At 65.9% G+C, this 13,294-nt stretch carries 14 protein-coding genes; 11 read left to right on the plus strand and 3 right to left on the minus strand.

What is annotated here, in order from left to right; translation table 11 throughout:
• Positions 1–360: 360 nt before the first annotated feature.
• Entirely contained in the window at positions 361–1,476 is a 1,116-nt protein-coding gene (gene hemH / locus ACK4OE_RS18240) for a ferrochelatase (protein ID WP_409886742.1), read from the minus strand.
• A 160-nt stretch (positions 1,477–1,636) separates the two neighbouring features.
• Here hemH and ACK4OE_RS18245 point away from each other — a divergent pair, with 160 nt between their 5' ends.
• The 11 genes from ACK4OE_RS18245 to ACK4OE_RS18295 all read left to right on the plus strand — a co-directional run bounded on the left by ACK4OE_RS18245 (position 1,637) and on the right by ACK4OE_RS18295 (position 10,659).
• Positions 1,637–2,308 carry an amino acid ABC transporter permease gene (locus ACK4OE_RS18245; protein WP_409886744.1) on the plus strand — a complete coding sequence of 224 codons (672 nt, stop codon included), beginning with the start codon at positions 1,637–1,639 and terminating at the stop codon, positions 2,306–2,308.
• A gap of 16 nt (positions 2,309–2,324) precedes the next feature.
• Entirely contained in the window at positions 2,325–2,978 is a 654-nt protein-coding gene (locus ACK4OE_RS18250) for an amino acid ABC transporter permease (RefSeq protein WP_409886746.1), read from the plus strand.
• A gap of 62 nt (positions 2,979–3,040) precedes the next feature.
• Positions 3,041–3,847 (plus strand): transporter substrate-binding domain-containing protein, encoded by an 807-nt coding sequence (locus ACK4OE_RS18255; RefSeq protein WP_409886748.1) that lies wholly within the window; start codon positions 3,041–3,043, stop codon positions 3,845–3,847.
• A gap of 151 nt (positions 3,848–3,998) precedes the next feature.
• Entirely contained in the window at positions 3,999–4,787 is a 789-nt protein-coding gene (locus tag ACK4OE_RS18260) for an amino acid ABC transporter ATP-binding protein (RefSeq protein ID WP_409886750.1), read from the plus strand.
• A 39-nt stretch (positions 4,788–4,826) separates the two neighbouring features.
• Complete coding sequence (locus tag ACK4OE_RS18265; protein ID WP_409886752.1) at positions 4,827–5,573, plus strand: sugar phosphate isomerase/epimerase family protein; 747 nt, start codon at positions 4,827–4,829, stop codon at positions 5,571–5,573.
• Positions 5,570–6,526, plus strand: coding sequence for a sugar kinase (locus tag ACK4OE_RS18270; RefSeq protein WP_409886754.1), 957 nt, complete (start codon positions 5,570–5,572; stop codon positions 6,524–6,526). Before ACK4OE_RS18265 ends, ACK4OE_RS18270 begins: the two co-directional genes overlap by 4 nt.
• On the plus strand, positions 6,523–7,542 hold the full coding sequence (locus ACK4OE_RS18275; protein ID WP_409886756.1) for a 2-hydroxyacid dehydrogenase: 1,020 nt from the start codon (positions 6,523–6,525) through the stop codon (positions 7,540–7,542). The genes ACK4OE_RS18270 and ACK4OE_RS18275 overlap by 4 nt, the downstream gene beginning before the upstream one ends.
• Positions 7,539–8,588 carry a LacI family DNA-binding transcriptional regulator gene (locus ACK4OE_RS18280; protein WP_409886758.1) on the plus strand — a complete coding sequence of 350 codons (1,050 nt, stop codon included), beginning with the start codon at positions 7,539–7,541 and terminating at the stop codon, positions 8,586–8,588. Before ACK4OE_RS18275 ends, ACK4OE_RS18280 begins: the two co-directional genes overlap by 4 nt.
• Before the next feature lie 158 nt (positions 8,589–8,746).
• Positions 8,747–9,451: an HAD family hydrolase gene (locus ACK4OE_RS18285; protein ID WP_409886760.1), complete on the plus strand. Its 705-nt coding sequence runs from the start codon at positions 8,747–8,749 to the stop codon at positions 9,449–9,451.
• Between the two features lie 138 nt (positions 9,452–9,589).
• Positions 9,590–10,450, plus strand: coding sequence for a DUF2189 domain-containing protein (locus ACK4OE_RS18290; protein WP_409886762.1), 861 nt, complete (start codon positions 9,590–9,592; stop codon positions 10,448–10,450).
• Complete coding sequence (locus ACK4OE_RS18295) at positions 10,447–10,659, plus strand: DUF2788 domain-containing protein (protein WP_409776817.1); 213 nt, start codon at positions 10,447–10,449, stop codon at positions 10,657–10,659. Before ACK4OE_RS18290 ends, ACK4OE_RS18295 begins: the two co-directional genes overlap by 4 nt.
• Positions 10,660–10,713: 54 nt before the next feature.
• Here the strand turns inward: ACK4OE_RS18295 and ACK4OE_RS18300 are convergent, their stop codons facing one another.
• Complete coding sequence (locus tag ACK4OE_RS18300) at positions 10,714–11,757, minus strand: Bug family tripartite tricarboxylate transporter substrate binding protein (RefSeq protein WP_409886764.1); 1,044 nt, start codon at positions 11,755–11,757, stop codon at positions 10,714–10,716.
• Positions 11,758–11,805: 48 nt separating this feature from the next.
• Complete coding sequence (locus tag ACK4OE_RS18305) at positions 11,806–13,203, minus strand: sensor histidine kinase (protein WP_409886784.1); 1,398 nt, start codon at positions 13,201–13,203, stop codon at positions 11,806–11,808.
• Positions 13,204–13,294 lie beyond the last annotated feature (91 nt).

Raw genomic sequence — 13,294 nt, forward strand, 5'->3', positions numbered from 1 at the left:
GGGGGGGGTGGTGGGGGGGGGGGGGGGGGGGGCAGGGCAGCAGATCAGGAGGGGGCTGCCATCGCCGAATATGAATGAAAAAGGCCTGGCCAGGTAGCTTTGTCAGCGAGGGTTCTCACTCCCTCTCCCCTCGTGGGAGAGGGCCGGGGAGAGGGGGTGACATGGGGTGACAGGGGCGCGGTGCGGGTGCAGCCCCCTCTCCCCAACCCTCTCCCGCGAGGGGAGAGGGGGTAAGACCGGAAAGCCGCTGTGGGTGGGCGGGGTGGTGTCCTAGTTTGAGAGGGACAATTTTTTTGGATAAAAATGGCTGCTAGCGCTTGATGGATAAGCGCTAGCAGCTATAAAAATAGTAGTAACGGGTCATCGGTGTGCTACGGGGCACACGGCTTTGGGCGCGCCACCGGCCAGCGCGTGGCTGCGCGCATCGGCCAGCGCCGCAGCGGTGGGCACCTCGGTGGGCCAGCCTGCCAGGTGCTGTTGGGCCACGCGGCTCAGGGCGGTGATCCAGTGGCTGTTGTCGTTCAGGCAGGGGATGTAGTGAAACTCCTGCCCGCCCGCGTGCAAAAACGCCTCGCGCACTTCCATGTTGATTTCTTCCAGCGTCTCCAGGCAGTCGCTGGTAAAGCCGGGGCACACCACATCGATGCGCCGCGTGCCCGCCTTGCCCAGTGCCTCGATGGTGGGCTGGGTGTAGGGCTCCAGCCACTTGGCCTTGCCAAAGCGTGATTGAAAGGTGATGCGGTAGCGGTCTTCGCGCAGGCCCAGGCGCTCGGCCAGCAGGCGGCCGGTCTTTCGTGACTCGCAGTGGTAGGGGTCGCCCAGGTGCAGCGTGCGCTCGGGCACGCCGTGAAAGCTCATCACCAGTTGGTCGGGCTGGCCGTGGGTCTTCCAGTGCGACTCGATGGTGCGGGCCAGTGCGTCGATGTAGCCAGGGGCGTCGTGATAGCGGTTCACAAACCGCAGCTCGGGCACGTTGCGCGTGGCGGCAGCCCAGGTGTAGACGGCATCAAACACGCTGGCGGTGGTGGTGGCCGAGTACTGCGGATACAGCGGCAGGATGAGGATGCGCGTGGCGCCCTCGGCCTTGAGCGCATCGAGCTGGCTTGCGATGGACGGGTTGCCGTAGCGCATGGCGTGGCGCACCAGCACGTTGTGCCCGGCTTCGCCCAGCCAGCCGCGCAGCAGCGTGGCCTGCTTGGCCGTCCACACCGCCAGGGCCGAGCCCTCAGGCGTCCACACGCTGGCGTATTTGGCGGCCGACTTGGCCGGCCGCGTGCGCAGGATGATGCCGTGCAGGATGGGCAGCCACACCAGCCGGGGGATCTCCACCACGCGGTGGTCGCCCAGAAACTGCGCCAGATAGCGGCGTACAGCAGAGGCGGTGGGTTCGTCGGGCGTACCCAGGTTGCACAGCAGCACTGCGGTGCGTTCGGCCTGGCCGTGGGTGAAGGGGGGTTCTGTCTGGAATGAGGGCATGCGGCATTTTCACCCACGCGCCCAGCTTGGGCGAACTGGGGCCTTTGTGGCACGCGCGGCGCAGTTTTTCGCAGTTTTCTATGGCCATCGGGTTATCCCCAATGCGGTTCTGAAACCGGTTTCATAAACTGGCGCCACTTTGGAATAACCGCTGTTCAACGTGAATTACCAGTTCCAGTTCGATGCCGTTTTTGCCGCGTGGCCCCTGTTGCTCAAGGGCACGTGGATCACCGTGCAGTTGTCGCTTACGGCCACGCTGCTGGGGCTGGTGGTGGCCATCTTTTGCGCCTGGGGCAAGACGGGAGGGCCCGGCTGGCTGCGGTTTCTGATCAATGCGTACATCGAGGTCATCCGCAACACGCCTTTCATCGTGCAGCTGTTCTTCTTTTTCTTTGCGCTGCCTTCCATCGGGCTGCGCTGGTCGCCCTACACAGCAGCGTTGACGGCGATGGTGGTCAACCTGGGTGCCTATGCGGCCGAGATCGTTCGGGCGGGCATTGAATCGATTCCCAAGGGGCAGATCGAGGCGGGCAAGGCGCTCAACCTCAAGCCGTGGGAGATTTTTCGCTTCGTCATTCTCAAACCCGCGCTCAAGGCTATCTACCCGGCGCTCACCAGCCAGTTCATTTTGCTGATGCTGAGTTCTGCCGTGGTGTCGGTGATTTCGGCGGACGACCTGACCTCGGTGGCGGCCAATCTGCAGTCGCAGACCTTCCGCAGCTTTGAGATCTACATCGTGGTGGCCGCCATCTACCTGGCGCTGGCGATGACGTTCTCGGCGCTGTTCAAGCTGATCTACCAGCGCACGCTGAACTACCCCGACCGCCGCTGAGCCAGGACTGCCCCACATGCGTACTTTTGGACTCTCCGAGTTTCTTTTTATCGTGCAGGCCGCGCAGTGGACGCTGGCGCTGTCTGCCATCGCCTTCGTCGGCGGGGCGCTGCTGGGCTTGCTGGTTGCGCTGTCACGCACTTCTGAAAACGCTGTGGCCCGTAGTGCGGCGCGGGCGTTCATCCAGGTGTTTCAGGGCACGCCGCTGCTGCTGCAGTTGTTCCTGATCTTCTTTGGCGCCCCGGTGCTGGGGCTGGATATCAACCCCTGGGTGGCTGCCGGTGCAGCGCTGGTGCTGAACAGCGCTGCGTTTCTGGCAGAGATCTGGCGCGGTTGCATTGAGGCGGTACCCCGTGGCCAGTGGGAGGCCGCGCAGGCCCTGAACCTGAGCTACATCAACCGCATGCGGTTTGTGGTGCTGCCCCAGGCCTTCAAGATTGCGCTGCCGCCCACGGTGGGCTACATGGTGCAGATCATCAAGGGCACGTCACTGGCGGCCATCATTGGTTTTACCGAGATCACGCGGGCGGGGCAGATCATCAACAACGCCACGTTCCAGCCGCTGCATGTGTTTACCACCGTGGCCGCGCTGTACTTCGTGATCTGCTGGCCGTTGTCGCTGCTGGCAGCACGCATGGAGCGCAAGCGGGCGCGGGCTCTGGCGCGTTGACCACCCCTACAGCAGCCTTCCAATTTTCTTTCTCGTTTACACCAACCACCAGGAGACATGCGATGACCTTTTCTTTGCAACGCCGCACCGCCACCGCCGCTTTGGCCGCCTTGGGCCTCGGCGCCGCGCTGACGGCCTTTGCGCCGCTGGCCTCGGCCCAGACCGTGGCGGACATCAAGAAGAAGGGCGAGATCACCATTGGCATGCTGGTGGACTTTCCGCCCTACGGCACCACCAACGCGCAAAACCAGCCCGACGGCTACGACGCGGACGTGGCCAAGCTGCTGGCCAAAGACCTGGGCGTGAAGGCCAACATTGTTCCTGTCACCGGCCCCAACCGCATCCCCTTCCTGCTGACCAACAAGGTCGATGTGCTGGTGGCATCGCTGGCCATCACGCCCGAGCGCGCCAAGCAGGTGCAGTTTTCGCAGCCCTATGCGGCCGCCACCATCGTGCTGTACGGCAAGACGGGATCGAACATCAAGAGCGCAGCCGATTTGAAGGGTGTGCGCGTGGGTGTGGCCCGGGCCAGCACGCAGGACGTGGCCGTGACCAAGGCCGCGCCCGAGGGCACCGAGATCCGCCGCTTTGACGACGATGCCTCGGCCATGCAGGCACTGATCTCCGGCCAGGTCGATGCGATTGGCTGCTCGGTCACCGTGGCGGCGCAGATCGCCAAGCGCGTGCCCGCCAACACCTTTGAGAACAAGTTCAACCTGCTGCAACAGGCCATGGGCATTGCCATGCGCCCCGGCCAGGACGAGCTGACCAAGGCCGTGAATGACTTTGTGGCGCGCAACACCGCCAATGGCGAGTTGAACAAGCTGTATCAGAAGTGGCTGGGCGCCGACCTGCCCAAGCTGCAGTAAGAGCGGTTGATAAAACTCTTCTGGCGTCGTTGCTGCGTCTTGTCGTACTACCCGTACTGCCTGCGACGCAGCGCCTAGCCAGAACCGCTTCGCTGAGTTTTCTTATCCGCTCTCAGCCGGACAGAGTGAGACATCCTAGGAGCCTTTGACAATGACGGACGCAGTCACTACGACGACGACTACCCCCGGCACACCGCCGATCATCCGCATGGAAGGGGTCAACAAGTGGTACGACAGCTTCCAGGTGCTTACCGACATCAACTTGTCGGTGCGGCCGGGTGAACGCATCGTGATCTGCGGACCATCAGGCTCGGGCAAGTCCACGCTGATCCGCTGCATCAACCGGCTGGAGACGGTGCAAAAAGGCCTGATCGAGGTCGATGGCATTGAGCTGACTGCAGGCGGCAAGAACGTGGACGCCGTGCGGGCCGAGGTGGGCATGGTGTTTCAGCAGTTCAACCTGTTCCCGCACCTGACCATTCTGGAAAACTGCACGCTGGCGCCCATGCGCTCGCGCGGCATGAGCAAGGCCGAGGCCGAAGAGGTGGCCATGAAGTACCTCACGCGGGTGCGCATTCCAGAACAAGCGCACAAGCACCCCAGCCAGCTCTCAGGCGGGCAGCAGCAGCGTGTGGCCATTGCGCGCGCGCTGTGCATGGCGCCCAAGGTGATGCTGTTTGACGAGCCCACGTCGGCACTTGACCCTGAAATGGTCAAGGAAGTGCTGGACACCATGATTGGCCTGGCCGAAGACGGCATGACCATGCTGTGCGTGACGCACGAGATGGGCTTTGCCCGCAGCGTGGCCGACCGCGTGATCTTTATGGCCGACGGCAAGATCCTGGAGCAGGCGCCACCGCAGCAGTTCTTTGGCCAGCCCCAGCATGAAAAAACCCGCCAGTTTCTGGGCCAGATCCTGAGCTCTCACCACGCGCATTGATGCGCCCATGGCCTTGCACAAGGGCGCCCGAAAGAAAACATGAAGGTATTGATTTCCCTGTCCTCCTTTGGCGCGGCCGAAGTGGGGCGCCATGGACAGCTCTGGTGCACCGACCTCGGTCGCCAGGCGGGCGCCGATGGCGTGGAAGTGCGCGGCGAGATGCTGCGCGACGCCGCCACAGAGCTGCCCGCGTTGGCGGGCCTGGCTGCGGTGTATTCCAGCTCCGAAGGCCTGTGGACCGCACAGGGCCAGCTCGACGAAGCGGCCCTGGCGCGTGGCTTGCACGCAGCACAGGTGTTGCGCGCACCGCGGCTGAAGATGGCCATCGGTGGCTTTGGCGCGCCGTCGCAGGCATCGCTGTCCCGGCTCAAGGCATTGCTGGAGGATGCCCCGCAGGTAGAGCTGGTGATCGAGAACGACCAGACACCTACAGCCGGCACGTTGCCTGCCATGCAGGCCTTTTTTACAGCCCAGGCGCAAGCGGGCCTGGACCTGGGCATGACCTTTGACATGGGCAACTGGCACTGGCAGGGCGAATGCCCGTTGCAGGCCGCGCAGGCCCTGGCACCGTATGTGCGCTACGTGCACTGCAAGGGCGTGCAGCGCCTGCCGGGCAAGTGGGTGGCGGTGCCGCTGGGTGAGTCGGTGGCGCCCTGGCGCGCCGTGCTGCGCGCACTACCCGCCGACGTGCCCCACGCCATCGAATACCCGTTGATCGGTGACGACCTGGTGGCCGTGACGCGCGACCAGGTGGCCTTCATCCGCGTAGCGCGGGAGCTTGCATGACCACGACAGAATCCACCTTCGACGTTGCACTGTTTGGCGAGGCCATGCTGCTGCTGGTCGCCAACGAGCCCGGCCCGCTGGAAAACGCCACGGGTTTCTACAAACGCACCGCAGGAGCAGAAACCAATGTAGCCATCGGCCTGGCGCGCCTGGGCCTGAAAGTCGGCTGGGCCAGCCGCTTGGGTACCGATTCCATGGGCCGCGCGCTGCTGGCTGCCATGCAGGGTGAGGGCATCGACTGCTCGCACGTGGTGTGTGATGCCACGCAGCGCACCGGTTTTCAGTTCAAAGAGCGCGTGACCGATGGCCGTGACCCGCAGGTGGAATACCACCGCAAGGGCTCGGCCGCCAGCCAGATGAGCCCTGCCGATGTGGACGAAGCCTGGCTGCGGTCTGCGCGCCATCTGCACGCAACGGGCGTCTTTGCCGCCATTTCGGACACCAGCCTGCAGGCCGCCATCCGCACGCTGGAGGTGATGCGTGCCGCCGGTCGCACCATTTCGTTCGACCCCAATCTGCGGCCCACGCTGTGGTCATCGCCCGAGACCATGCGCCACTGGATCAACACCCTGGCCACCTATGCTGACTGGGTGCTGCCAGGCATGGAAGAGGGCGTTTTCCTGACCGGTGAAACCACCCCCGAGGGTGTGGCACGTTTCTACCGGGAACGCGGCGCCAAGCTGGTGGTGGTCAAGCTGGGTGCCGAGGGTGCTTACTACGACAGTGCCACCGATGGCACGGGCCATGTGCCCGGTGTGCCGGTGGATCAGGTGGTGGACACCGTGGGCGCGGGCGACGGTTTTGCGGTGGGAGTGATCAGCGCACTGCTGGCCGGGCAGCCTTTACTGGCCGCCGTGCGCCGGGGCGCATGGATTGGCGCGCGTGCCGTACAGGTGCTCGGCGATACCGAAGGGCTGCCCACGCAGGCGCAGCTGCAGGAGGCTCGGCTGTGACCCTGTCCGACCAGCCGCCAGGCATTGATGCCGCGCGCAAGCAGGTGCTGGTGTTTCGCGAGCTTCCGCCCGACCAGCTCGCGCGGCTGCAGGCCGTGCATGACGTGACCGTGGCCGACCCGCGCAAGCCCGAAGAACGCGCCTGTTTTGATGCGGCGCTGGCGCAGGCGCACGGGCTGATTGGCTCCAGCTTCCCGGTCGATGCAGCCTTGCTGGCCCGCGCTCCCCGGCTGGAGGTGGTGTCCAGCGTTTCTGTGGGTGTAGACAACTACGCGCTGGACGCGCTGCAGGCGCGCGGCATTCTGTTGTGCCATACCCCCGGGGTGCTCGATGAAACGGTGGCAGACTCAGTGTTTGCCTTGCTCATGGCCACCAGCCGCCGCGTGGTGGAGCTGTCGCAACTCGTGCGCGAAGGCCGGTGGGTAAAAAACATTGGAGAAGATTTGTTTGGCTGCGATATCCACGGCAAGACGCTCGGCCTGCTCGGATTTGGCCGCATCGGCCAGGCCGTGGCGCGCCGCGCGGCGCTGGGGTTTGGCATGCCGGTGATCTACCACGCGCGCAGGCCGGTGGACCTTGCCGCCCAGGCGCCGGAGCTGCAAGGCAAGGCCGCGCATGTGCCGCTGCCTAGCTTGCTGGCCCGGGCTGACTTCGTGGTAGCCATGCTGCCCTTGTCTGACAGTACGCGGAACATGGTCAATGCAGACCTTTTTGCGGCCATGAAACCCGGCGCTATTTTCATCAACGGCGGCCGGGGCGCCACCGTGGTGGAAGAAGATTTGCTGAACGCGCTGGACCACGGCACATTGTGGGCCGCAGGCCTGGATGTATTCGCCACCGAGCCACTGCCGCTGGCGTCGCCCCTGCGCACCCACCCGCGCGTCACGCCGTTGCCGCACATTGGATCGGCCACGCATGACACGCGCCATGCCATGGCGGCATTGGCTACCACCAACCTGCTGCAGGCTTTGGCAGGCCATCGCCCCGCAGCGGTGTACGACGCAGCGCAGGCATGAGCGATCTGCCCGCAGCGCCCCGCGCCCGCTCCACCATTGCCGATGTTGCGGCAGAGGCGGGCGTGTCCAAGGCCACGGTGTCGCGGTTCTTCAATCACCGCGAACGTCTGCTCAGCCCCGATATTGCCGCCCGCGTGGAGGCCGCCATTGCCAAACTGGCCTATGTGCCCAGCCCCATGGCGCAGGCGCTGAGCCACGGGCGCTCGCGGCTCATTGGCCTGGTGGTGGCAGACATCACCAACCCGTATTCGGTGGCCGTGTTGCGAGGCGCCGAGAAGGTCTGCCAGGAGGCGGGCTACCTGGTCATGCTGTTCAACCTGGGCAACGACCGCGAGCGTGAGCGCGCTGCCATTGATGCCCTGGCCAGCTACCAGGTGGACGGCTTCATCCTTAACACCCTGGGGCAGGGCGACGGCCAAACCGACGTGAACACCCTGCACGGCAAACCCGCCGTGCTGGTAGACCGGCGCCACACCGGCCTGGCGGCCGACTTTGTGTCGCTGGACAACGAAGGCGCCATGCGTGACGCCTGCGCGCATCTGGTGCAGCAAGGGTGGCAGCACCTGCTGTACATCACCCAGCCGCTGCTGGGCGTGAGCTCGCGCATCGAGCGCACGGCGGCGTTTCGCGGCTTTGTCGCTGCGCAGGGCAAGTCGGTGCGCGGCCAGGTGCTGGAGCTGGCACCAGAGCAGGGCGACGACGTGCTGGATGAGGCGCTGGCAAGTCTGCGCAAACGGGCCAAGCCGGGCGAGCGTTGTGCGGTGGTGGCGGGCAATTCTGTGGTCACGCTGCGCGTCGCGGCGGCTGTCTCGCGTGTGGACTGGACATTTGGACAGGAGCTGGGTTTTGTGGGGTTTGACGACCCTGAGTGGGCCCCGCTGATACGGCCCGGCCTGACCACGGTCGCGCAGCCGACCGACGCCATTGGCCACCGCGCAGCGCAGTGCCTGCTGGAGCGGTTGGGGGGGCTGGAGGGCCCTGCGCGCGAAAGCCTGTTGCCCGGGCGGCTGATGGTGCGTGGGTCATCGCTGCGCCAGCTGCCGTAGCCGCAGCCGCTGCGGCAGCTGGGTATCCCGTCAGGCTGAGTGTTGGTTCAGCAGCGCTGCGGTATGCTTTGCGGCTGTCACGGGGCGTGTCGGGCCCCGTGCCCTTCATCCCGTTTTGCTCCCATCTCCCCGTGCTGTTTTTTTGCAGGTGCGACCTTGTGCTGAACCCCTCCCTGGACATCTCCCGCGTTCGCGCCATCTCCATTGATCTGGATGACACGCTGTGGCCCATTTGGCCCACCATCACGCGGGCCGAAACCGTGCTGCTGGACTGGCTCACCCACCACGCGCCCGCCACGGCCGCGTTGTTCTCGAACACCGAAGCCCTGCGGGCCATTCGCAACCAGATGGTGACGCTGCGGCCCGATCTGAAAAGCGACCTGAGCGCCATGCGGCGCGAGTCCATCCGCTTTGCGCTGACGCAGGCGGGTGACGAGCCCGCGCTGGCAGAGCCTGCCTTTGACCTGTTCTTTGCCGAACGCCAGCGTGTGGAGCTTTTCGACGACGCCCACGACACGCTGGCCTTTCTGTCGGCGCGCTACCCCGTGGTGGCGCTGTCCAACGGCAATGCCGACGTGCACCGCATTGGTATCGGCCATTACTTTCGGGCCAGCATCAGTGCGTCGGTCTTCGGTATTGCCAAGCCGGACGTACGCATATTTCATGCTGCAGCCGACGCAGCGCAGGTGCAGCCGCACGAGGTTTTGCATGTGGGCGACGATGCCACGCTGGATGCCCAGGGCGCGCTGGATGCAGGTATGCAGGCGGTGTGGATCAACACCGCCAACCACCCCTGGCCCCACGGTGCACTGCCCCATGCCACCGTGGACAGCCTCACGGCGCTGTGCAAGCTGATGGCGTGATGCCTGTGGGAGCAGGGTGTGCTCCCGCCCGGTTTCTTGTCCCAGATCAAGACTTGGGTGCGGCACCGGCTTGATTGCGTATGCGCGCTTGATCCCTCCAGCGGTTGACGCCACACTCGGCGTGCACTTCAACCTCTCATGCCGCGCACTCCACCCCCCCCACTTCCCGCCGTTCGCACCATCAGCCTCACGCAGCCGCTGACCTGGCTGTCCCTGGCCTGGCGTGACATGGCGCGTGCGGGCTGGATCAGTTTTGCACATGGCCTGGCCATGACAGTGCTGGGCGCGGCCATCATGGCCGTGGCGCACAACCGGTTCTGGCTGCTGGCGGGCGCGTTGTCCGGCTTTCTGGTGGTGGCGCCGGTGCTGGCCACCAGCTTTTATGCGCTGAGCCGCGCGCTGGAGCGCGGCGAAAGCGCCAACCTGGGCGTGGTGCTCAAAACCTGGCTCAACTGGCAAGGCAGCCACGTCAACAAATGGGGCAACGACTACTGGTGCATGGTGCAATTTGGTGCCCTGCTGGCACTGGCTGCCACCGGCTGGGTGATGACCTCCGCCGCCCTCATCACGCTGCTGGCCCCGGTGCCGGTGCTGACGCCGGTCGACTTTGTGCACCACGTGGTGCTGGCCAACGACGGATGGTTGTTTGAGCTGTGGCTGGCCCTGGGCAGCCTGATGGCGGCGCCCATCTTTGCGTCCAGCGTGGTGGCCATGCCGCTGCTGCTGGACCGCCGCGCCACGCTGTTGCAAGCCGTGCTGGCCAGTTGGCAGGCGGTGCTGACCAACCCGCTGCCCATGGCGTTCTGGGCGGCACTCATTCTCGGGTTTACGTTGCTGGGGCTGGGCTCGCTGTTGCTGGGCCTGATCGTGGTGATGCCCCTGCTGGGCCATGCCAGCTGGCACGCTTATCGGGACCTGATAGACCCGTCGAGCCTGCCGCCACGTGATGCGGGCACCGCAACACCACCAGCGGCCCCACAGAGCGGGGTGGCACCGTGATCTTCGGTTTTACCGAGGCGCAGATATCGGGCTTCTTCCTGACCTACGGGGTGGGGGCGTTCATCTTGTACATGCTGTTCATCATTGGACAGCTGGCATGGGAATCCAAGGCGGGGCGGTTTGGCACCTTTGTGCTGTTTCTGGGCCTGGGCGTGGGCTTCCTGGGGTTTATCGCCAAAGTGGTCATTCAGTGGTGGTTGGAAAAGTAGCGCGTCCGGATTTTTAGTAACCCGTCGGCTTTGCCGGCCGTAGGGGCCGGCCCATCAACCCTGGCGCGCCCAGGCTCTGAGGCCAAGGTCTTGCGCAAGTTTGCGGTAGTCGCTGAGGCTGCGCTGCACGAAGTCTTCCAGCGCTGCGCCGGTGCGCGCAAACGGGTACAGGCCGTGCTGGCTGCACAGTGCAGCATAGCCAGGGGCCGCTAGCGCTTCGCTGAAAGCGGCCACCCAGGCGCGTACGGCGGCATCGGGAGCGCTGGCCGCCATGTATAAGCCGCGCACCGTGGGCCAGACCAGGTCGATGCCCTGCTCTCGCGCCGTGGGCAGGTCGGCCAGGGCGCCGGGCAGGCGGGCCTGTGCCAGTACGGCAAGAAAGCGAAGGGGTACGCCCTTGTCCAAAGCCTGCCGGGCCTCGGCCGCGTCGCCCGTGAAGACGCCGATGTGGCCGCCGCGCAGCGCTTTCAGGGCCTCGCCGCCGCCTTCGAACGAGACAAAACGCATGCGCTTTGGGTCCTGCCCGGCGGCTCGCACCAGCAACGCGGCTTTCATCCAGTCCTGGCTGCCCAGGGTGCCGCCCGCGCCAAACACCACCTGCGTCGGGTCCTTGCGCAGCGCGGCCACAACGTCCCTTAGGCGCTGGTGGGGCGCGTCCCGGTGCACGGCTACCACGCCGTAGTCAGTGCCCAGCGTGGCGATCCAGCGCACGGCGCTCACTGGGTGGGGGCCGAAGCGGCCCTGTGCGATGTTGAGCAGTGAGCCGCTGGAGAACGCCACCAGCGTACCTGGCCCGCCCAGTCGCCCAGTAGCCACCTGGTCAAAAGCCACCGCGCCAATGCCTCCCGGCAGGTAGCGCGTGCGCAGCGGTGGCTGCGCCGGGCGTACCGACTGCACCGCCTGGGTGGCCAGGCCACAGGTCAGATCGAAACCGCCTCCGGGACGGGAGGGGGCTATGCATTCGGCGGGCTCCAGCGAGGCGTCTGCAGCCCACGCCCCAGGTCCACGCGCAGCAGCTGATGCACTCGCCAGTGCTGCCAGCCATTGCAGTGCGCTGCGGCGAGGCAGGGCGTGGGGCAGGTGTGAGGCGGGCGGCATGGCGGGGCGAATTCTGGAGGAATCTGGGGCGCTGTGGAATAAGTGGTTTCAGCCCCGTGGCCACCACAAGATGGCCAGCAAGCCGCTGCCGCCCGCACGGTCTTCCAGCCGCAGGCTGCCCCGGTGCCGTTCGGCGATGGACCGCGCAATTGCCAGTCCCAGGCCCGACCCGCCCGCCGTCGCTTGAGAGCCGCGCCGGTATCGCTGGCCCAGCGCATTGCGCTCGCTGGCGGGCAGGCCGGGGCCGTCGTCTTCCACGCTGATGCTCCAGCCCAGGCCATCGCCAGCAGCCGCTACGGTGACCGTGCCCTTTTCGGGCGTGTAGGCAATCGCATTGGCGGCCAAGTTGGTGAGCGCCTCGCGCAGCAGGCCGCTGTCGCCGACAGCCATGAACTCGGGTGTGGGCGTGTGGATGCCAAAGTCGATCTGCCGTGCGCGGGCGCGGGGCAGCAGCTCCAGCGCCACAGTGCGCAGCAGGGCGGCGAGGTCGAAAGGTGCCAGTTCGACCGCCGCCGTGTCGCTGCGGCCCAATGCCAGCAGCTGCTGCGTGCTGCGGGTGGCGCGTGTGATCTCGCCACCTATGGCGTCCAGGGTGTGTTGCACCTGGGTCGCGTCGGCCTCGCGCCGGGCGTAGTCGATCTGCATCTGCAGCGTGGTCAGGTGGGTTCGCAGCTGGTGCGAGGCATCATCCAAAAACTGCCGTTGCTGCGCCACCAGATCCTGCGTGCGCGCCATCTGCTGGTTGACGGCAGCCACCAGCGGACGGATGTCGGCGGGCAGGTCGGTGTCTGCCATGGGGGTCATGTCGTCCGGGTCGCGCGCCTGCACCTCGCGGGCCAGGCGCGCCAGCGGGCGCAGCGCCAGGGCCAGCGTGGCGGCGGCGCCCAGCACCATGAGCACCAGCACCAGGCCGTCGCGCAGTGCAGTCCGGCGCACGAACCGGCGGGTGAACTCCTGCCGCGAGCGGGTGCTTTCCGCCACCTGCACCAACACGCTGCCCGCATCGGGCCCAGGTGCAGAGCCTTCCAAAGTTCGGCGGTAGGCGGCCAGTCGCACAGATTCGCCGAAGTAGGTGGCGTCGTAGAAGCTCGGAACTCCCTGCACGAGCGGTCCGGGCGGCAGCGGCAGGTCGGCATTTCCCAGCTCGACCAGGCCATCGGAAGAGGCCACCCGAAAGTACACATTGCCACTGGCCGTGAGTTCGAAAAATTCGAGCATGGTGTAGGGCAGCTCGGCCGAGAGGCCGCCCGATGCCGTGGAGATGTTGGCGTCGATGGATTTGAGTGCCCCCAGCAGCGAGCGGTCGTAGGCCGCGTTGGCCGCCTCCAGTGCATCGTGCCGCGTCATCCACAGCTCCACCCCGGTCACCACAGCCAACAGCGGCAGCAGCAGCACGGCCAGCAGGCGCCACAGGCTGGCCCGGCGCAGGCGCTGTATCAAAGGCATGGCAGCGGCCTGCGTCCCAAAGAACTGGGGCGCGCCCTGAATACGCGCGCGGCGCACGCCAGTGCCACCGTGGAACTGGCTTTGCCAGGCC

The sequence above is a fragment of the Acidovorax sp. genome, from assembly GCF_046314175.1.
Classification (GTDB): domain Bacteria; phylum Pseudomonadota; class Gammaproteobacteria; order Burkholderiales; family Burkholderiaceae_C; genus Acidovorax.